This window comes from Salinisphaera sp. SWV1 (assembly GCF_052044155.1).
Taxonomy (GTDB): Bacteria; Pseudomonadota; Gammaproteobacteria; order Nevskiales; family Salinisphaeraceae; genus Salinisphaera.
Genome location: NZ_JBQDYE010000006.1, coordinates 52,863 through 71,163, shown reverse-complemented (window position 1 = coordinate 71,163; position 18,301 = coordinate 52,863). Strand labels below are relative to the sequence as shown.

The 18,301-nt window shown below is 64.5% G+C and carries 18 protein-coding genes and 1 tRNA gene; 14 read left to right on the top strand and 5 right to left on the bottom strand.

Annotation, left to right across the window (positions count from 1 at the left end):
* From ACS8YF_RS04470 to ACS8YF_RS04430, 9 genes are all read left to right on the top strand, one after another.
* Complete coding sequence (locus tag ACS8YF_RS04470; RefSeq protein WP_440849016.1) at positions 1–594, top strand: SRPBCC family protein; 594 nt, start codon at positions 1–3, stop codon at positions 592–594.
* Complete coding sequence (gene mutY / locus ACS8YF_RS04465; RefSeq protein ID WP_440849015.1) at positions 591–1,661, top strand: A/G-specific adenine glycosylase; 1,071 nt, start codon at positions 591–593, stop codon at positions 1,659–1,661. The genes ACS8YF_RS04470 and mutY overlap by 4 nt, the downstream gene beginning before the upstream one ends.
* Complete coding sequence (locus ACS8YF_RS04460; protein ID WP_109993844.1) at positions 1,658–1,930, top strand: oxidative damage protection protein; 273 nt, start codon at positions 1,658–1,660, stop codon at positions 1,928–1,930. The genes mutY and ACS8YF_RS04460 overlap by 4 nt, the downstream gene beginning before the upstream one ends.
* A gap of 66 nt (positions 1,931–1,996) precedes the next feature.
* Positions 1,997–2,072 (top strand) — tRNA-Phe (locus tag ACS8YF_RS04455).
* Between the two features lie 870 nt (positions 2,073–2,942).
* Positions 2,943–4,157 carry a glycine betaine/L-proline ABC transporter ATP-binding protein ProV gene (gene proV, locus ACS8YF_RS04450; RefSeq protein ID WP_440849014.1) on the top strand — a complete coding sequence of 405 codons (1,215 nt, stop codon included), beginning with the start codon at positions 2,943–2,945 and terminating at the stop codon, positions 4,155–4,157.
* 8 nt (positions 4,158–4,165) lie between these two features.
* Positions 4,166–5,059 (top strand): ABC transporter permease, encoded by an 894-nt coding sequence (locus ACS8YF_RS04445; RefSeq protein ID WP_440849074.1) that lies wholly within the window; start codon positions 4,166–4,168, stop codon positions 5,057–5,059.
* Between the two features lie 57 nt (positions 5,060–5,116).
* Positions 5,117–6,007 (top strand): glycine betaine ABC transporter substrate-binding protein, encoded by an 891-nt coding sequence (locus ACS8YF_RS04440; protein ID WP_440849013.1) that lies wholly within the window; start codon positions 5,117–5,119, stop codon positions 6,005–6,007.
* 81 nt (positions 6,008–6,088) lie between these two features.
* Positions 6,089–6,988 carry a glycine betaine ABC transporter substrate-binding protein gene (locus ACS8YF_RS04435; RefSeq protein WP_440849012.1) on the top strand — a complete coding sequence of 300 codons (900 nt, stop codon included), beginning with the start codon at positions 6,089–6,091 and terminating at the stop codon, positions 6,986–6,988.
* Between the two features lie 63 nt (positions 6,989–7,051).
* On the top strand, positions 7,052–8,254 hold the full coding sequence (locus ACS8YF_RS04430; protein WP_440849011.1) for an MFS transporter: 1,203 nt from the start codon (positions 7,052–7,054) through the stop codon (positions 8,252–8,254).
* Here ACS8YF_RS04430 and ACS8YF_RS04425 read toward each other — a convergent pair.
* From ACS8YF_RS04425 to ACS8YF_RS04410, 4 genes are all read right to left on the bottom strand, one after another.
* The gene (locus tag ACS8YF_RS04425; protein WP_440849010.1) at positions 8,221–10,056 is read right to left on the bottom strand and encodes an ABCB family ABC transporter ATP-binding protein/permease; all 1,836 of its coding nucleotides are present in this window, start codon (positions 10,054–10,056) and stop codon (positions 8,221–8,223) included. The two genes, ACS8YF_RS04430 and ACS8YF_RS04425, sit on opposite strands and share 34 nt — an antisense overlap.
* Positions 10,057–10,105: 49 nt before the next feature.
* Positions 10,106–10,657 (bottom strand): lipocalin family protein, encoded by a 552-nt coding sequence (locus tag ACS8YF_RS04420; RefSeq protein ID WP_440849009.1) that lies wholly within the window; start codon positions 10,655–10,657, stop codon positions 10,106–10,108.
* A 115-nt stretch (positions 10,658–10,772) separates the two neighbouring features.
* Positions 10,773–12,233 (bottom strand): alanine/glycine:cation symporter family protein, encoded by a 1,461-nt coding sequence (locus tag ACS8YF_RS04415; protein ID WP_440849008.1) that lies wholly within the window; start codon positions 12,231–12,233, stop codon positions 10,773–10,775.
* Between the two features lie 581 nt (positions 12,234–12,814).
* On the bottom strand, positions 12,815–13,144 hold the full coding sequence (locus ACS8YF_RS04410; RefSeq protein ID WP_440849007.1) for a putative solute-binding protein: 330 nt from the start codon (positions 13,142–13,144) through the stop codon (positions 12,815–12,817).
* Between ACS8YF_RS04410 and ACS8YF_RS04405 the strand changes: the two genes are divergently transcribed.
* The 5 genes from ACS8YF_RS04405 to ACS8YF_RS04385 all read left to right on the top strand — a co-directional run bounded on the left by ACS8YF_RS04405 (position 13,059) and on the right by ACS8YF_RS04385 (position 17,033).
* The gene (locus tag ACS8YF_RS04405) at positions 13,059–13,301 is read left to right on the top strand and encodes a hypothetical protein (RefSeq protein ID WP_440849077.1); all 243 of its coding nucleotides are present in this window, start codon (positions 13,059–13,061) and stop codon (positions 13,299–13,301) included. The genes ACS8YF_RS04410 and ACS8YF_RS04405 overlap by 86 nt on opposite strands.
* 77 nt (positions 13,302–13,378) lie before the next feature.
* Positions 13,379–13,666 (top strand): hypothetical protein, encoded by a 288-nt coding sequence (locus tag ACS8YF_RS04400; protein WP_440849006.1) that lies wholly within the window; start codon positions 13,379–13,381, stop codon positions 13,664–13,666.
* A gap of 316 nt (positions 13,667–13,982) precedes the next feature.
* On the top strand, positions 13,983–14,234 hold the full coding sequence (locus tag ACS8YF_RS04395; RefSeq protein WP_440849005.1) for a hypothetical protein: 252 nt from the start codon (positions 13,983–13,985) through the stop codon (positions 14,232–14,234).
* A 225-nt stretch (positions 14,235–14,459) separates the two neighbouring features.
* The gene (locus tag ACS8YF_RS04390) at positions 14,460–15,662 is read left to right on the top strand and encodes an NAD(P)/FAD-dependent oxidoreductase (RefSeq protein ID WP_440849004.1); all 1,203 of its coding nucleotides are present in this window, start codon (positions 14,460–14,462) and stop codon (positions 15,660–15,662) included.
* 30 nt (positions 15,663–15,692) lie between these two features.
* Positions 15,693–17,033 (top strand): lytic murein transglycosylase, encoded by a 1,341-nt coding sequence (locus tag ACS8YF_RS04385; RefSeq protein WP_440849003.1) that lies wholly within the window; start codon positions 15,693–15,695, stop codon positions 17,031–17,033.
* A 144-nt stretch (positions 17,034–17,177) separates the two neighbouring features.
* On the opposite strand, the gene ACS8YF_RS04380 is transcribed toward ACS8YF_RS04385, so the two are convergent.
* The gene (locus ACS8YF_RS04380; RefSeq protein ID WP_440849002.1) at positions 17,178–18,161 is read right to left on the bottom strand and encodes an aldo/keto reductase; all 984 of its coding nucleotides are present in this window, start codon (positions 18,159–18,161) and stop codon (positions 17,178–17,180) included.
* Positions 18,162–18,301 lie beyond the last annotated feature (140 nt).

Genomic DNA, 18,301 nt, shown 5'->3' with positions numbered 1-18,301 from the left:
ATGACGTGCTGGCGGATTCACGTCGGGCGATATGTGGCGCCGGTCATCGTCTTCGGCTTGTTGCATGGCGCGGTGGCGCAAGCGGCCACCGTCGCGCATTTGACGGTGAGCCGCGATCACAAGGCGTACGTCGTGGCTGCCCGCCTGCGGGTCGATGCGCCGATCGGGCCGGTCTATGCTGCGGCCACGGATTTCGAGCGCCTGCCCGATTACACCGCGATGATCGAGTCGACGCAGATGATCGGCAACAATGAACTGTCTTCGCGCATGCGTCTTTGCGTGCTCTGGTACTGCAAGACCGTACGCCAGGTCATGCGCTATCGCCTGACACCGCGCCGGCGCATCGACATGACCGTGGTGGCGGGCCGGGGCGACCTGTCGTCCGGGCAGGCGCACTGGCGTTTCGCCGCGGCGAAAGATCACGCCACGAACCTGCGTTTTCGTGCCCGTATCGTGCCCGGCTTCTGGGTGCCACCCCTGATCGGCCCCTGGGCGGTCGCGCGGGCACTGCGTCAGCAGGTCGCCGCGACCGCCACGGCCATCGAACGCCTGGCCCGACGGCGGGCCGGTCTGACCGACAAGTCATCGTCATGAAACACGATTTCCCGGAGCGCGCCCCGCCGCGCATCGCCGCCGATCTGCTGGCCTGGTTCGATCGCCATGGTCGCCGCGATCTGCCCTGGCAGCATCCGCGTACGCCGTATCGCGTCTGGGTCGCCGAGATCATGCTGCAGCAGACGCAGGTTGCGACCGTCATCGATTATTTTCAGGCGTTCATGGCGCGCTTTCCGGACGTCGAGTCGCTCGCGGCGGCGAACGCCGACAATGTCATGGCGCACTGGGCCGGGCTGGGCTACTACGCCCGGGCGCGCAATATGCACGCCGCGGCGAAACAGGTGGTTGACGAGCACGGCGGCCGGTTTCCGCGCGACGTGGACACGCTGATGACACTGCCCGGCATCGGCCGCTCGACGGCCGGCGCGGTGGTGGCGCAGGCCTTCGGTGTCTGGGCGCCGATCCTCGATGGCAACGCCAAGCGGGTCATCGCACGCCTGGCTGGAATCACGGCCGTGCCGGGTACCGCCGCTTACGAGAAGTCGCTCTGGCGGCTTGCCGAACGCTACACGCCGCGCGAGCGCGTGACCGACTACACCCAGGCGATCATGGATCTCGGCGCGACCCTGTGTACCCGTCGGGCCCCGCATTGTGCCGCATGTCCGCTGGCCGCCGACTGTGTGGCCAAAGCGGACGGTTTGCAGGCCGATATCCCGGCGCCACGCCGCAAACGCGCCCGTCCGCGACGCCAGACCACGGTATTGGTCATCGAAGACGATGCCGGTCGCCTGCTGCTGGAAAAACGTCCGCCGTCCGGTATCTGGGGCGGCCTGTGGAGCCTGCCCGAGGTCGACGCCGAGGCCGACATCGCGGCACTGTGTCGCGATCGTTTCGGCATCGATGTCACGCCCGGCGCGGCACTCGCCCCGATCGAACATGGCTTCACGCATTTTCTGCTGACGCTGCACGCGCGGCGAGTGCAGTATCGCGAGACAGTCCGTATCATGGCGGGCGATTTCGCTTGGTATGGACGCGAAGACCGGCCCGGGCTGCCCGCGCCGATTACGCGTCTGGTCGATTCACCGCAACTCAAGTTGGGCTTATGAGCCGTACCGTGCATTGCGTCAAACTCGGTTACGAAGCCGAGGGACTGCCCCGCCCGCCGCTGCCGGGAGAGCTCGGCAAGCGCATTTACGAAAATGTCTCGATGATGGCCTGGCAGCAGTGGATGCAGGAGCAGACCCGCCTGATCAACGAATACGGTCTGCATCTGGCCGATCCCAAGGCGCGCGAATTCCTGGCCGAGCAGACCGAAAAATACTTCTTCGGCGACGGCGATATCGCCGAGACACACTACGTGCCGCCCAAATCCTGATCACAGCGGTTGACCCGCGCCGCGCGTATCGGTTTAATACGCGTCTCGCCGCAACGGCGAGGGCGTGGCCGGATAGCTCAGTTGGTAGAGCATGCGACTGAAAATCGCAGTGTCGGCAGTTCGATTCTGTCTCCGGCCACCATATTTTTCAGGCACTTGCGGCGCGGTCCGGCGCCGCGATTTGCCGCCATCCAAAAACGCGTCCCAAAACGACGATGATCATTTCGTCGTGGGCGCCGTTTCGACCTTGCGGTCATAAACGGCGGTCATGCCAGGATTGGTTGACGCGACCCACGGCGGCCGTGTTCACCGATTCCGGGCCATTTGTGGCTGCCTGGCTTGGCTTGCACGGCGGTCGAAGCGACCGGCACCCCGCTTTCGAGGCGGCGCGGTGGCGCGTGATCGCAATCCTGTGTTGACTGTCGCTGGCCCCTGAGCCGACCGCGGTCCGTTGCGTCCCGAGGCCGAGTTCACGGTCCGGGCTTGACGCCCCCGCAGCGCGAGTCATCGCGCCATGCCGGCACTTTTCTGCCGTCATGTGGTGTTGCGGTCAGTCGCCGTCTTCCTGATCCGGGGCGTCGCCACGCCTTGTCCGGCCGGAAAAGGCGCTCGAACTCCGTTGCTCGAACTGCTGTCGAGGGTTCCGGCGCGGGCAGGCCGCGCTCATAGCGCCGGCCGGACCCTGTCCGCTTGCTCGGTCCGACGGGCCGCCCGATTCGCGCGCCGTGATGTCGACTGTCATCCGTTTCGGTCGTCGCGGCTTGCGCCATGGGCCGCTTTCGACGCTTGAGCGGCGTTATGAAGGTGTCATTTTTACGTAAAGACCAGGGAATTCGAGGAAATGTCATGTATTGCGCAGCTAGCGCTCTAAGCCATGTGTATACAGGCTTTGCGCAAATTTCATTAGGGTCAATACGTTGCGCGAGAGGCGCCCGATAGGCCCCGGCGCTGCGGTTTGGTGCGGAAGTTGCGTTATCATGAGTCGTTAAACTTACTCGGCGCGAGGGAGCGTTTGAATACCAAGCTGTCCGTAGAGCACGTCTACAAGATATTTGGGGCGCATCCGAAGCGCGCACTGGAGCGCGTCAACAAAGGGCAGGGCAAGGATCAGATCTTTGCCGAGACCGGCATGACGGTGGGTGTCTCGGATGCGAGTTTTGAAGTCAACGAGGGCGAGATCTTCGTGGTCATGGGCTTGTCCGGCTCGGGCAAATCCACGTTGGTGCGCATGCTCAATCGTCTGATCGACCCGAGTTCGGGCGCCATCAAGATCAATGGCCGCGACATCACGAAGATGAGCCGCAAGGAGTTGATCGAACTCCGTCGGCACGAGATCAGCATGGTCTTCCAGTCGTTCGCGCTGATGCCGCATCAAACGGTGCTGGAAAACACCTGCTTCGGACTGGTGACCGCCGGTGTCGACAAGCAGGAGCGCGAAAAGCGCGCGCTCGAGGCCCTCGACGCCGTCGGCCTCAAGGCGAATGCCGACAGCTATCCCGATGAGCTGTCCGGTGGCATGAAACAGCGTGTCGGCCTGGCCCGTGCGCTCGCCGTCAATCCCGGCATCCTGCTGATGGACGAGGCGTTCTCGGCGCTCGATCCGTTGATTCGTACGGAAATGCAGGACGAACTGCTCCGGCTGCAGTCGGAACAGGCGCGTACCGTGGTGTTCATCACCCACGATCTCGACGAAGCCATGCGTGTGGGCGATCGGATCGCCATTCTGCAGGGCGGGGTTGTCGTGCAGGTGGGCACGCCGGAAGAGATCGTACGCAACCCGGCGAACGACTACGTCCGGTCGTTTTTCCGCGACGTCAACGTAGGGCACGTCTTTACCGCAGCGGATATCGCTCGGCGCGATCAGGTGACCGTGATCGAGCGCGCTGGATCGAGCGTGCGGGCCGCGCTGTCGCGGCTCAACAAGCACGACCGGCCCGCGGCTGTGGTGCACGATCGCAGCCGCCGCTATCTCGGCACGGTGAGCGCGGATTCGCTCGAACTGTGCATCGAGGGTCTGTCGCGGGGAGAGGAGGGCAACATCGAGCATGCCTTCGTCGAGGGCGTGCCGGTGGTCGAGTCGACCACGCCGTTGACCGAATTGCTCGAGCCTGTGGCCGAAAGCCCGTATCCGGTGCCCGTGGTGGACGACAACGGCCGCTACATCGGCACCATCTCGCGCGCCACGCTGCTGCATACGCTCAACCGGACTGAACAGGACGCTGCCTGATGAATGATTTGGTCATCAATCTTCCGATCGGCGACTGGTTCACGGCGGTCGTCACCTTCATGCAGACCCACTTCGAGGTGTTCTTTTCCGTCGTTTCGGCGGTCATCAGCTTTGTTGCGGACAATCTGACTGCCTTCTTCAATTATCTGCCGGCGCCGGTTGTTTTCCTGATTCTCGCCTTCCTCGCACTGTGGCGTGTCGGCTGGCAATTCACCCTATTCGTGCTGGTCGCGCTGTACGTGGTCATGGGCATGAATCTGTGGCCCGAGACCATGGACACGCTGGGGCTGGTGCTGGCGGCCACGCTGGCCGCCCTGGGTGTGGGCCTGCCGCTGGGCGTGGTCATGGCCAAGAGCGATTTGGTGCAGGCCATCATCCGCCCGATACTGGACTTCATGCAGACGCTGCCGGCATTCGTGTACCTGATTCCGGCCGTGATCTTTTTCGGTACCGGACGAGTGCCGGGCGTGATCGCCACCGTCATCTTTTCCATGCCGCCGGTGGTGCGTCTGATGAACATCGGCATTCGCTACGTGCCGACCGAGAACGTGGAGGCCGGCAAGGCATTCGGCTGCAACGGCTTCCAGCTGCTGTGGCGGGTCGAGCTGCCGTTGGCGCTGCCGTCGATCATGGCCGGCATCAACCAGACCATCATGCTGGCTCTGTCGATGGTGGTGATCGCCTCGATGATCGGGGCGGGCGGCCTGGGTGATCCGGTGCTCGCCGGCATTCAGCAGCTGCGTCTGGGCACCGGCTTCCAGGGCGGCCTCGGGGTCGTGATCCTGGCCATCATCCTGGACCGCCTGACTCAGAGTTTCGGTCAGCGTCAGCGTGACGGCGGTCTGTTGTCGCGCCTTAAAAAATTGTTTTCCGGCTCCGGTGCAGGGTCCGGCTCGACTTGATTGGGCGGCTCTGGATTGAGAGTATCTGAGCGCACGAGTTTGAATAAGGGAGAAATTATGAAAATGGGAATGAAGAGTTTGACCGTCGCCGCCGTGGCCGGTGCCACGATTGCCATGGGCAGTTTCGGTAGCGCCCAGGCTGCCAGCGGCGACAAGACCATCACCATCGGCTGGACCGCCTGGTCGGATGCCGAGTTTGTGACCAAGCTGAGCAAAACGCTGATCGAGCAGCGGACCGACTACAAGGTCAAGCTGAAGATGGCGTCGATCGGCGTGCAGTACCAGGGTGTGGCCGATGGCAACCTGGATGCCATGCTGATGGCCTGGCTGCCGGATACTCAGGCCGCTTACTGGAAGAAGGTCAAGGGCAAGGTTCAGGATCTGGGCCCGCTTTACACCGGCGCTCAGCTCGGCTGGGTGGTGCCCGACTACGTGCCCAAGGATAAGCTCAATTCCATTGCCGATCTGAAGAAGCCGTCCGTGAAGGCCAAGCTCCATGGCAAGATCCAGGGTATCGATCCCGGCGCGGGCGAGATGCAGCTGTCGCACAAGACCATGAAGGCCTACGGCCTGAACAAGGACTATCGTCTGGTGTCGGCCAGCGGTGCGGCCATGACGGCGGCCCTGGCGCGTGCCGAGCAGCGCAAGGACTGGATCGTGGTCACCGGCTGGACGCCGCACTGGATGTTCGGCAAGTGGCACCTGCGTTTCCTGAAGGATCCGAAGGGCACCATGGGTGCCGCGCAGCATGTCGACGCTGTCGTGCGTGACGGGTTCTCCAAGGATTACCCGGAGGTCGCGAGCTTTTTGAGCAACATGCACATCCCGCTGGGTCAGCTCCAGGCTGCGATGTACAACGCGCGCAAGACCAGTGAGCAGAAGGCGATCAAGAAATTCATCGCCGACCATCCGGACGAGGTCAACAGCTGGTTCAACAAGAGCAGCTGATCGCTCGCGCCTCGGGCGCATGAGCGCAGAAGCCCGGCCAGTCGGCCGGGCTTTTTATTGCGCGCTTGCTAAACTATGGGCATGGATAGTCTGTTATCACGATTCCTGTCGATTGTCGTGTTGGGCGCCGTCGTGCTGTTTGCGGGCTGCAGCGGTCACCAGCGGCGGGCCGGTACCCACGATCCGATCGTGATCGGCTGGACGGCCTGGGACGATGCGGAGTTCGTGACGCGGCTGGCCAAGGCGGTGATCGAAGACCACACGCATCACCCGGTGCAGCTCAAGCTGGCGGGTATAGGTAAACAGTATCGCGGCGTGGCCAACGGTCGTCTCGACGCCATGCTGATGGCCTGGTTGCCCGATACTCATGCGCGCTACTGGCAACGCTATCGGCGCCGGTTGGTCGATCTCGGGCCCCTGTACCAGGGCGGGCAACTCGGTTGGGTGGTGCCGGATTATGTGCCCCGCGATCGGCTGAACAGTATCGCCGACCTCGCGAAGCCCGACATTGCAGCGCGGTTGCACCATCGTATTCAGGGCATCGATCCCGGCGCCGGGTTGATGCAGCTGTCGAAAAAAGCACTCAAACGCTACGGCCTGAACACGCAGTATCGTCTTGCGGCCGCGGACGCTCGCGTGATGTCCAGGGTTCTGGCCCGCGCCGAGGCAGCGCACAAGTGGGTTGTGGTCACGGGTTGGACGCCGCACTGGATATTCGGCAAATGGCGGCTACGCTTTCTCCAGGACCCCAAGGGCGCGCTGGGCTCGCGGCAGCATGTCGATGCGCTGGTACGCGACGGCTTTCGCGAGGATTATCCGCGGGTTGCGGCCATACTGTCACGGATGCACCTGGGGCTGCCGGAGTTACAGAATGCGATGCTCGATGCCCAGGCCAACGGCTATGCGACGGCGGTAGAGGACTTCATGGCCCGGCATGCCGATCAGGTGGCGCAATGGACGGCGCCAGGCAAGCGCCATTGACGCCCTTGTATGGTCGCGCCGGCCTGCTAGCCTAGCAGGCCTAAATTCGGCTTTCTTACAGCCATGACTTTGTCGTCCCGTGGCGTCGCCGCCGTGTTCATCGGCCTGGCGGCAGCATTCGCCATCAACATGATGGGCACCACATTGCCCACCCCGCTGTATCCGATCTATCAGGATCAGCTCGGCTTCTCCGAACTCATGATCACGGTAATTTTCGCCGTGTACGCCGTCGGCGTGATCGCCGCGTTGATCATCACCGGTAGTTGGTCCGACCAGATCGGTCGCCGGCCGATGCTGGCGCTCGGTCTCGTTTTCTCTGCGGCCAGCGCGGTCGCCTTTATCTGGGGCGGCGCGCTAGTGCCACTGCTGATCGGGCGGCTGCTGTCCGGTTTCTCGGCCGGAATCTTCACCGGCACCGCCACGGTTGCCGTGGTGGAAATGGCGCCACGCCAATGGCGTGAACAGGCGACACTGGTGGCGACTGCCGCCAACATGGGCGGTCTCGGTCTCGGTCCGTTCGTCGCCGGTATCCTGGCGCAATACGCGCCGGCGCCGCTGCTGCTGTGTTTCGTGCTTGACCTGGTGCTGATCGCCCTCGCGGCGGGAGTGCTCTACCTGGCGCCGGAAACCGCGCGAAAGCCGGACCGGCCCCGGCTGACAGTTCGCAAGCCGGCCGTACCGCCCGGGGTTCGCGGCGTGTTCGTACCCGCGGCGATCGCCGGCTTTGCCGGGTTTGCCGTCATGGGCCTGTTTACGGCGGTGGCGCCCGCTTTTATCGGCAAGGTTCTGGGCTACAGCAATCACGCGCTGACCGGAAGCGTGGTTTTCATGCTTTTCATCGGCTCAACGGTCGGTCAGACGCTTCAGTCCCGACTGCCGCGAGCGGCGCGTCTGCCCATCGGTTGCCTCGGGCTGATTATCGGCATGGGATTTCTGATCGCGGCGATTGAATCCGGGTCACTGACGCTGATGATTTTCGCTGGGGCCATCGCCGGTGCCGGGCAGGGCGCGTCGTTCCGGGCCGGCATGGGCGAGATCACCGCGGCCAGTCCGGCGGAGCGCCGTGCCGAAGTGGCTTCCACTTTCTTCGTGGTTGCCTACGTGGCGATCTCTATTCCGGTGGTAGGGCTCGGCTTGATGGCGCGGGCCTGCGGGTTGCCCACAGCGGGCGTCATCTTTGCCTCGGCGGTGGCCGTGCTGTCGTTGATTTCGGCGGTCAGCCTGCTGGCGCGTCAGCGTGCGCGAACGGAAACGGCCGCATCCTGAGCCGCGCCTTTCGGCGGGTCGGCGTGTTGCTGCAGCTGCCACATGCGTGCATAGAGGCCGCCGGCCGCGAGCAGCTCGGCATGACGGCCCTGTTCGGCTACGCGGCCGGCGTCGAGCACCACGATCCGGTCGGCGTCGACCACGGTGGACAGGCGATGGGCGATCACCAGCGTGGTGTGGTCGGCCGCGAGTTCGGCCAGGGCGTGGGTGATCGCGCGCTCGGCCTCGCTGTCGAGCGAAGATGTGGCTTCGTCGAACACCAGGATCGCCGGGTTCTTGAGAATGGCGCGGGCAATGGCGATGCGTTGTTTCTCGCCGCCCGAGAGTTTCAACCCGCGCTCGCCGACCAGCGTATGCATGCCGTCCGGCAGCCGGGCGATGAAGTCGTCCAGATGGGCCATGCGCGCGGCGCGCTCGATCGCCGGGCTGTCGGCGCGATCCGGCGCGCCGTAGGCGATGTTGTATTCGATGGTGTCGTTGAACAGCACCGTGTCCTGCGGTACCACGCCGATCGTGGCGCGCAGACTGTCGAGCGTCAGCTCGCGGATGTCGGTGCCGTCGATCCGGATCGCGCCGCCGTCGACGTCATAGAAACGGAACAACAGGCGTGCCAGCGTCGACTTGCCGGCCCCGCTATGGCCGACCACGGCCACCTTGGCGCCGGGCCGGGCCACCAGATCCACGCCGCGCAGGATCTCGCGCTCGCTGGAATATCCGAAATGGACATCCTCGAACACGATTTCCGGCTGCGTCGCGCGCAGGGGGCGGGCATCCGCGGCCTCGGTGATTTCCGGCTCGATATCGGTGAGCGCGAACATGCGTGCGGTGTCGGCCATTGCCTTCTTCAACTCGCGATAGACGAAGCCGAGCGCCGACAGCGGCAGAAACAGCTGCAGCATGTAGGCATTGACCATGGTGAGGTCGCCGAGCGTCATGCTGCCGGCGACCACGCGCCGGCCGGCCAGGATCATGATCGCGGTCATCGCAAGCGCGATCACCAACGCCTGCAACGTGTTGAGCACGCCGAGTGAGCGCCGAGCGCGTGCCATGGCATCGGCCCAGCGGCCGAGTTCGGCATCGTAGCGATCGGCTTCGAAGGTTTCGTTGCCGAAATACTTCACGGTCTCGTAGTTGAGCAGGGTATCGACCGCGCGGGTGTTGGCCGCGGTATCCAGCCGGTTGGACTCGCGCACGTGCCGGGTGCGCCATTCGGTAAGGGCGGCGGTAACCGCCACGTAGGCGACCACGCTCACCAGCACGATCAGGGTGAACCAGATCGAGTAGTAATAGAACAGGATCGCCGCGACCAGGCCGATCTCGAACGCGGTCGGCAGGATATTGAACAGCATGAAACGCAGCAGGAAACGAATACCGCCAAGCCCGCGCTCGATGTCGCGTGACAGGCCGCCGGTACGCCGAGACAGATGGAACTCCAGATCCAGCCGATGCAGGTGCGAAAAGACCGCGAGCGCGACCTGATGCATGGTGCGCTCGGTCACCCGGCCGAACACCAGATCACGGATCTGGCCGAACAGGGTGGAGGCCAGACGCAGCGCGCCGTAGGCCAGCAACAGGCCGAGCGGCAGCACCAGGGCGGTGCTATGTTCCGAGCGATCCAGACTGTCGACGATATGCTTGAGCGCGATCGGCAGCAGTACGGAAGCGCCCTTGGCCGCCATCAGAAAGGCCATGGCCAGCGCCACGCGCGGCGTGTGCGCGCGCAGGTAGGGTGTCAGCGCCACCAGCCGTCGCCATTCGGCACGGCGCTCCGCGCGCTCGTCGGACCGGGGGCGGCGGTTCAATAGATCACGAGAGGTTGTCGTCCCGCCAGTGGATGTCCGGTTGAGGCGGTCACAGGTCGTGGCGCGCAGACAACGGCTGCTGCGGCACCTTTCGCAGCTTGCGGGTGTCGTAGCCTATGTTCTTCACGCGCTGCACCAATGCCTTGTAGCGTTTCGCACTGATATGCGGCGTACGCGCCATGATCCAGACATAGTCGCGCTTGTCGCGCGCGATGATGGTGCTGTCGTAGTTCGGGCTGACGTAGGAGATCACATACTGCAGCCGCAGGACATGGTAGAAATGCATGGCCCAGACGGCGTTGCCGGTGCCGTCAATCACTGTGCCGGTGGGCGTCATGGTGTGTTTCTTGCCATCGAAGCCGCCGTCGCGATAGGTGAACTTCACGTGGATCGTGTTGCCCCGGCCGCGCGAGTAACGCTCGATCTCGTTGTAGGCATTCTTGGTCTTGGACGGCGGGATGTGCGCGATCACATACCAGGGGCCCATGAAGCGATTGAGATTGACATCATGTTCGCGCGGGAACCCCGGCTTGGGGATCACGCTGCAGGCCGACAACGACAGCAGGGCAATGATCGGCAGCAGAAAACGAAGACGGGACATGACGGGCTCCGCGAGGCCGCCGACCGGCGCCGCAGTCGCGGGCGCCGGTCGGGGCCGGGATGAATGGCATTGTCTATGCGCTACGCAACAGCGGCGCCATTGGATGCCGGGCTGATCAGTCCCAGATACCGGGTTCGACCTGCTCCGGTTTCTTGAGCACCCGTTTGTTGAAGACCGGATCGCCGGTGCCGGTGCGGCGCTGTTTTTCGTAGTCCCGCAGTACGCGCAGCGCGATCGGGAACAGCAGCAGGATCGCCACCAGGTTGGTCGTGGCCATCAGCCCCATGGCGAAGTCCGCGAAATTCCAGACGAAGCTCAGCGTGGCCACCGAGCCGATGAAGACCATGGCCAGCAGGAAGGGCCGCAGCCAGGCGATCATGGTGTCCCCGTACTTGCCGAACAGGTAATCGACGTTGATCTCGGTGTAGGCGAAGTTCGCCAGGATCGAGCTGTAGGCGAAAAAGAAGATCGCCAGCGCGATGAACCATTCGCCGAAGGCGCCGAGGTGATACTGCATCGCATCCTGGGTGAGCTTGATGCCCTCCAGCGACTGGCCGGCCGCATGGGCCTGCAGGATATGGTCGTAGACACCCGAAAGCAGAATCACTACTGCGGTACAGCTGCAGATGATCAGCGTATCGATGACCACGCCGAAGGCCTGCACCAGCCCCTGGGCCGCCGGGTGCTTGACCTCGGCGGTCGCGGCGGCGTTCGGGGTGGAGCCCATGCCGGCCTCGTTCGAGAACAGGCCGCGCTGCACGCCGTTCTTGAGCGCGGCGGCCACGGCATAGCCGGCCGCACCCCCGGCGACCGGACCGTAGCCGAACGCCGATTTCACGATCAGTGCCAGCATGCTCGGCACCTGCGCGTAGTTCGCGATCAGGATATAGGCCGCGACCAGGAAGTACCCGACGGCCATGATCGGCACGATCTTCTCGGCCGTACGCGCGATCGACTTGATGCCGCCGTAGATGACGATGGCGGTGAGGATCACCAGCACGATCGCGGTCACCCAGTTGGGCACGCCGAAGCCGCCCTCGATGCCCTGCGCGATGGTGTTCGCCTGGGCGCCGCAGAAGGCAAAGCCGTAGGCGATGATCAGAAACACGGCGAACACGATACTCATCCAGCGCTGGCCGAGCGCCCGCTCGATGTAATAAGCGGGTCCGCCGCGATAGATGCCGTCGCCGTGGTGAACCTTGTAGACCTGCCCCAGGGTGCACTCGATGAAGGTGGTGGCGATGCCGACCAGCGCGGTCATCCACATCCAGAAGATGGCCCCCGGCCCCCCGGCGAACAACGCCAGGGCCACACCGGCCAGGTTGCCGGTGCCCACGCGGGCGGCCAGCGAGGTCGCCAGCGCCTGGAACGAGCTCACACCCTTGCCGCTGCCTTTCTCGGTGAACACCAGTGCTGCCATGTGCGCCAGCAACCGGAATTGCAGGCCGCGGGTGGCAATGGTGAACACCAGGCCGGCGCCCAGCAGCAAGTAGGTGAGGATGTAGTTCCAGATGAAACCACTGACTGGATTGATCACCGCATTCACGGCCTGTTCCAGCGTCTGGATGAGCGTCATCGATTTGTCTCCCCGGCGTACCCGGTCCCGGGCACGCGATAAGTGATACCGCGACGTTTTGCCCCCAACCGGAGCCAGGTACAGGCGCTGCCGCAGCACCACGCCCGGGCCCGGCGGAGAATGTCGCCGCGGGCCGGGTGCAAATCGCTGCTTGCAGATCGTCGCGAAAACGAATTGTGTCTTCGGGAGACCGCTCGGATTGAGCCGCCCGGTGTGGTTGGCCGTGCCCACGGCACGGCACCGGCGCAACACTCGCGGCGCGAGTGGTTGAGCCGCCGGCTTTTCGACCACCCAGCGTCGCACGTGACTCGGATCTGTAACGACCGTGTCCCATGCTGTGCTTGGCGCAAAGCGTCTGCGATTTCCCGGCGGCGCCCTTTTTACCGTGCCGAACGCGGCGAGGCAATTGGCCGGAAGCCGTAGGCGGCACCGCGGCAAGCGCTCGCGGTCGGTCGCGGCGCACGACAAGCCCGCCGCGCTCGCGCCGTGTCAGTCCGTGGGGTCGTCCGCCGATGCGGCAGACACCAGCTGGGCGCCCCTTTAGGCCGCCCGGCGCGGGCCGCTACGGGCGGGGCGATCGATCAATTCACCGGGCCGCCTTCGTCGTCCAGGCTGCACTCGGCCAGCCCCGGCTTGCTGGAGCAGCGAATCTTTTTCAACATATGCTGCATCTTGTGGCTGTACCAGCCGTCCTGGCAGAGTCGCTCGCGGGTGTTGCGACACATCCGGCGGTACTTCCGGGCTCGATCACCCGGGATACGCACCCAGTACTTGTCCGGGATCTTGTTGTCGGACCGTTTCACCCGACGCATGGTTGGCCCGTACATGTTGTTGAATACCCAGGTGCGTGATTTCTGGCCGAAATCGGCCGGGAACCGGTTCTTGTGGAATACGAGCTGGCCGGACAGCATGCCCGGCACGAAGTCGGCGATGCCGCCGTTGTTGCCGAATTCTGACAGCTACCGCCGCAAGGTCACGGATGTGACCCGGAAAGGCGATATTGACCTCGCTAATCGCGACATCAGGCGCCGCTTGAAACATGCGATCTTCGAGGCCCAATTCGACTAGACCAAGCGCGAATTGCATGCCGGGCAGTGTAATATATTTTAGATATACATCACCGCCCGGCATGCAGGGAGCCGACCATGACCAAGCCACTGCTTGTACGGTTTCGAGACGAGCGCAGCGAAAACGGCGCCGACCGCGATACCCTGAAGGCGGTCGCCGACAAGCTCGGTGTATCCGAAACGATGGCCGTACACATCGCGATCAATCGCATCCATCAGCGACTTTTCCCCGAGCAGTACAACGAGGACTTCCCCAGCAACGAGGCGCTGCGCCAGATACGGGCTGAGAACCCCGAAACACCGGGCGCCGTCGTCGACGACATCCGCGACCGGATCGCCGAGCACGAAGCCGAGGACGACCGCTAGGTCGGCCCGGCTCAAGAACGGGCGATCGAGCCCGCGCGAGGCGAGTGGCCACGGGCAGGGCGCATGGCGGCGCGCTGTGTGAGCGACAAGCACACGACGTCATGGATCGCCCGCAAACGAGCGTTTTTCAGAGGGCCGCGCCGCGGTTCTGCGAAAAGCGTTGCCGAGTGCAATCGCTCAACGGGCCCGCAGGAGCGATCACCGTCTGGCGCAGACTTCGATCGCACCGGGTCGGATCACACGTACGACGAACCGAAACAAGCAAGGATGCGAGGCCAAGGCTCTGCCGGCGATCGCGACGTGATCGGAGGTAGTGATGACCCAGGACAAAGCGTTTCATGTGCAGGCAGACGAATACGGCGCGGTCGTGTTCGCGCGCAGCCATGTTGTGGCGCGGCGCCAGGGTGCCGAGGACCTCGACACAGAGTTCGGGGAGGTCTCCTGCCTGTTACCTCCGCTGTTTTCAAAGCCTTCAAAAATAAAAGCCGGCGCCTGTCCGTCTTTTATTTTCAAAGGCTTCGCGGCTAATGGCCGCGGCGAGCATGCGGTCGCATGCTCGCGCTATTGACCCGAAAAATCATCTATTTTTGTGCCGGGTCAATAAACTGACAACCAGAAAATCCTACGGGTTTCGAACCTATCATGGCGCCGAAATCGCTCTGTATTACGCCCTCGGCGCTCTACCTGAGCCAGAGTGCGCCCACAAATTTCGCTGAGGAGCCTTTTAGAAACGGCAGGCCAAGGTGCCAAAACGTCGTATGCGACAATTGCGCCTGGCCGACTCGCTATATCCATGACCCAGACAATCGATACCGATGTGATCGTGCTCGGCGGCGGCGCGGCGGGGCTGATGTGTGCCGCGGTGGCCGGCGCGCGCGGGCGGCGTGTGCATGTGCTGGAAAAGACGCGGCGCGTGGGCAAGAAGATCCTGATGTCCGGCGGCGGGCGCTGTAATTTCACCAATCTGTACAGCGGCCCGGCGAATTTCCTGTCGGCCAACCCGCACTATTGCAAGTCGGCGCTGGCGCGCTATACCCCGGCCGACTTCATCGCATTGGTGGAAGCCCACGGCATTGCCTATCACGAGAAGGAACGCGGCCAGCTGTTCTGCGACCACTCGTCCAAGCAGATCGTGCGATTGCTGCTGGACGAATGCGAACGCGCGGGCGTGGCCGTGCATACGGAAGTCGATATCCGAAACGTCGCGCGCGCGGACAACGGTAGCTTCCGGGTCGACACCGGCGCCGGTGTCTGGACCGGCGCCGCCGTGGTGGTCGCCACCGGCGGGCTGTCGATTCCGAAGATGGGCGCCTCCGGCTTCGGCTTCGATCTGGCGCGACGCTTCGGGTTGGCCGTGCGCGAGCCGCGTCCGGCACTGGTGCCGTTCACGCTGGCGGGGCGGGAACGCGAATCGTTTGCCGCGCTGTCCGGGCTCGGGCTGGACGTCGAGGCCCATTGCCACGAGGCGAGCTTCGGTGCCGGGATGCTGTTCACCCATCGCGGACTGAGCGGGCCCGCCATGCTGCAGGTTTCGTCCTACTGGCAGGCCGGCGACCCGGTCGGCGTGGATTTCCTGCCCGGTGTCGATGGGCGCGCCTGGCTGGCCGAGCGGCGCGAGGCAAGACCCGATGCCCGTTTGTCCACCGTGCTGGCGGAACGCCTGCCCAAGCGCCTTGCGGCGTGCCTGTGTCGCGAGGTCGGGGCGGCGCGCCTGGGGGATGCGCGGCTCAAATCCCTGTCGGACCATGAACTGACGGCCGCCGGCGCTCGGCTCGCGGACTGGCGGTTCCGGCCCGACGGCACCGAAGGCTATCGTACTGCGGAGGTCACGATCGGCGGCGTGGACACCGCGGCCCTGTCGTCAGCCACGATGGCGGCGCGCGACGTGCCCGGCCTTTATTTTATCGGCGAAGTGGTCGATGTGACCGGGCATCTCGGCGGGCACAATTTTCAATGGGCCTGGGCCTCCGCCAACGCGGCCGGTCAGGTAGTCTAGGGCGCACATCCACGACCCCCGTCCGCCGACATGCCATATCGATGGCCTCCCCGGGCTGCCGCGCCCCTGATCGTGTTCCTGGCCGGTTGTGCCACCCACGCCCCGGCCGACACGTCCGCGGCCAACGCAGCGGGCGCGAAGCAGCCGACGAGCGAGCGGACGCAGTCCGAACCCGCCCAGTCGACGAAGCGCTCGAACGACAGCGGACAGGGCGCGCCGGCGGGTGTCGACGGGCGCGATGCGGCCGGTTTCGCGCGCTGGGTGGCGGGCTTCGAGCGGCGTGCCCGGGCCAGGGGAGTCGCCAGCACGACCCTGCACAGCGCCCTCGCCGATGCCGAATTTCTGCCGCGTGTGATCGATCTTGACCATCGCCAGCCCGAGTTCAACCGGGCGATCTGGGATTATCTGGATACGGCGGTCTCGGCCACGCGTATCGCCCACGGCCGCGAGAAACTGGCGACCTATCGGAACACGGCGGACCGGGTCGCGGCTCGTTATGGCGTGCCGGGCGCCGTGCTCGTTGCGATCTGGGGCATGGAGAGCAACTACGGGGCCAATTTCGGCCATTACGAAACGATCGATGCGCTCGCCACGCTGGGCTACGAGGGCCGGCGCGAGTCATTCGCCGAGCACCAGCTTTATGCCGCGCTCAGGATTCTGGCCGACGGCGATATCAGCCGATCCGACATGCGCGGTTCCTGGGCCGGCGCGATGGGCAACACCCAGTTCCTGCCGACCAGCTTCCTGGCGTATGCGGTGGATGCCGACGGCGACGGCCGGCGCGATATCTGGGGCTCGATTCCCGACACCATGGCCTCCACCGCCAATTATCTGGCCAAGAACGGCTGGCAGACCGGGCAGCCGTGGGGCCGCGAGGTCCGGCTCCCGGCGAATTTCAATTATGCGCAAGCGGATGGCGACGCCCATCGATCGGCCGCGGCCTGGCGCGCCCAGGGCGTGCGCCCGGTCGATTCACGCGGCCTGCCACAATTCGACTCGGCCGCCATCATCGCGCCGGCCGGGGCGTCGGGCCCGGCCTTCATGGTCGGGCCGAATTTCCGGGTGATCCGGCGCTACAACAATGCCACCAGCTATGCGTTGGCGGTGGGCCTGTTGGCCGACCGGATCCGGGGCGAACCCGGCGTACAGCAATCCTGGCCGCGGGACGAGGCGAGCCTGTCGCGTGCTCAGGTGCTCACCCTGCAGCGCGACCTGAATGCGCTCGGCTACGGCAGTGGCACGCCCGATGGCATCGTTGGCCCCAATACCCGAGCCGGGGTGCGCTCGTTCCAGCGCGACCGGGGTCTGACGGCGGACGGTTTCCCCACCCGGAGCCTGCTGCACCGGGTCGCGGTCGCGGTTGGCAACTAACGGCCGCGCACCACGGCGCGTCTTACTTTGCGCGGTTTTTCGAGCCCGTAGGGTGCGGGTGATAGCGCGCCGCCCATCGGCGAAGCCGCATGAAAAAGGCCGCCCCGCAGGGCGGCCCATGTCACGGGCGAATCGCGGGGCGGCCTATTCGTGGCCGGCGATCGCGTGCGGCACGTAGGGCGCTTCCAGTTGGGTCTTTTCATCCTCGGTGAGGGTGAGGTCCATCGCGGCGATGGCATCGTCGAGATGGCGCTCCTTGCTCGCACCCACGATCGGCGCGGTGACCTGCGGATGGGCCGCCACCCAGGCGAGTGCAACCTGGGCCATCGGCACGCCCCGAGCCTCGGCCACTTTGCGCAGGGCCTCGACCACCTGATTGTCGGACTCGGCGGCACCGAGCTTCCATTTCTCGGTCATCTGGTCGGTCTGGGCGCGCTTGGACTCGCCGCCGGCGCCCTGTTTCTTGCCGGCCAGCACGCCACGGGCGAGCGGGCTCCACGGGATCACGCCCACGCCCTGATCGGCGCACAACGGCAGCATCTCGCGTTCTTCCTCGCGATAGACCAGGTTGTACATCGGCTGCATGGTCACGAACTCGGTCCAGCCGTTGGCGCGAGCGATTTCCTGACACTTGGCGAACTGCCAGGCATACATGCTCGACGCGCCGATGTAGCGGGCCTTGCCGGCCTTGACCACATCGTGCAGGGCTTCCATGAACTCCTCGACCGGCGTGTCGTAGTCGAAGCGATGGATCTGGTACAGATCGATGTGATCGGTGCCGAGGCGCGTCAATGATGCATCGATGGCATGCATGATGTGCTTGCGCGACAAGCCGCGGTTGTTCGGGCCGTCGCCCATCGGGTTGTAGACCTTGGACGCCAGCACGAAATCCTCGCGGTCCGCGTAGTCCAGCAGGGCCTTGCCGACGACCTTTTCGGATTCGCCCTTCGAGTACATGTCGGCGGTGTCGAAGAAATTGATGCCGGCATCCAGTGCTTTCTTGATGAACGGCCGGCTGGCCTGCTCGTCCAGCACCCATTCACGCCATTTCGGGGTGCCGTAGGTCATCGTGCCGAGGCACAACGGCGAAACGCGTGTACCGGTCGATCCCAGTTGTTTGAATTCCATGGATTATGGGTTTGGCATATGTGTGTGCCTTACAATAATCTTCGTTATCCAGCCCGACAAGCTCAGCCGCCGAATTACGCTGTGGCGGCACGCGGTCGCGATGGCAATAGAAGCCGTACGCCACGCAGGAGAGGGGGCGG

Coding starts and splice junctions, on each gene's coding strand:
- ACS8YF_RS04470 (WP_440849016.1), top strand. CDS start 1: ATGACGTGCTGGCGGATTCACGTCGGGCGATATGTGGCGCCGGTCATC.
- mutY (WP_440849015.1), top strand. CDS start 591: ATGAAACACGATTTCCCGGAGCGCGCCCCGCCGCGCATCGCCGCCGAT.
- ACS8YF_RS04460 (WP_109993844.1), top strand. CDS start 1,658: ATGAGCCGTACCGTGCATTGCGTCAAACTCGGTTACGAAGCCGAGGGA.
- ACS8YF_RS04440 (WP_440849013.1), top strand. CDS start 5,117: ATGAAAATGGGAATGAAGAGTTTGACCGTCGCCGCCGTGGCCGGTGCC.
- ACS8YF_RS04435 (WP_440849012.1), top strand. CDS start 6,089: ATGGATAGTCTGTTATCACGATTCCTGTCGATTGTCGTGTTGGGCGCC.
- ACS8YF_RS04430 (WP_440849011.1), top strand. CDS start 7,052: ATGACTTTGTCGTCCCGTGGCGTCGCCGCCGTGTTCATCGGCCTGGCG.
- ACS8YF_RS04420 (WP_440849009.1), bottom strand. CDS start 10,657: ATGTCCCGTCTTCGTTTTCTGCTGCCGATCATTGCCCTGCTGTCGTTG.
- ACS8YF_RS04415 (WP_440849008.1), bottom strand. CDS start 12,233: ATGACGCTCATCCAGACGCTGGAACAGGCCGTGAATGCGGTGATCAAT.
- ACS8YF_RS04405 (WP_440849077.1), top strand. CDS start 13,059: ATGTTGTTGAATACCCAGGTGCGTGATTTCTGGCCGAAATCGGCCGGG.
- ACS8YF_RS04410 (WP_440849007.1), bottom strand. CDS start 13,144: ATGCTGTCCGGCCAGCTCGTATTCCACAAGAACCGGTTCCCGGCCGAT.
- ACS8YF_RS04400 (WP_440849006.1), top strand. CDS start 13,379: ATGACCAAGCCACTGCTTGTACGGTTTCGAGACGAGCGCAGCGAAAAC.
- ACS8YF_RS04395 (WP_440849005.1), top strand. CDS start 13,983: ATGACCCAGGACAAAGCGTTTCATGTGCAGGCAGACGAATACGGCGCG.
- ACS8YF_RS04390 (WP_440849004.1), top strand. CDS start 14,460: ATGACCCAGACAATCGATACCGATGTGATCGTGCTCGGCGGCGGCGCG.
- ACS8YF_RS04385 (WP_440849003.1), top strand. CDS start 15,693: ATGCCATATCGATGGCCTCCCCGGGCTGCCGCGCCCCTGATCGTGTTC.
- ACS8YF_RS04380 (WP_440849002.1), bottom strand. CDS start 18,161: ATGGAATTCAAACAACTGGGATCGACCGGTACACGCGTTTCGCCGTTG.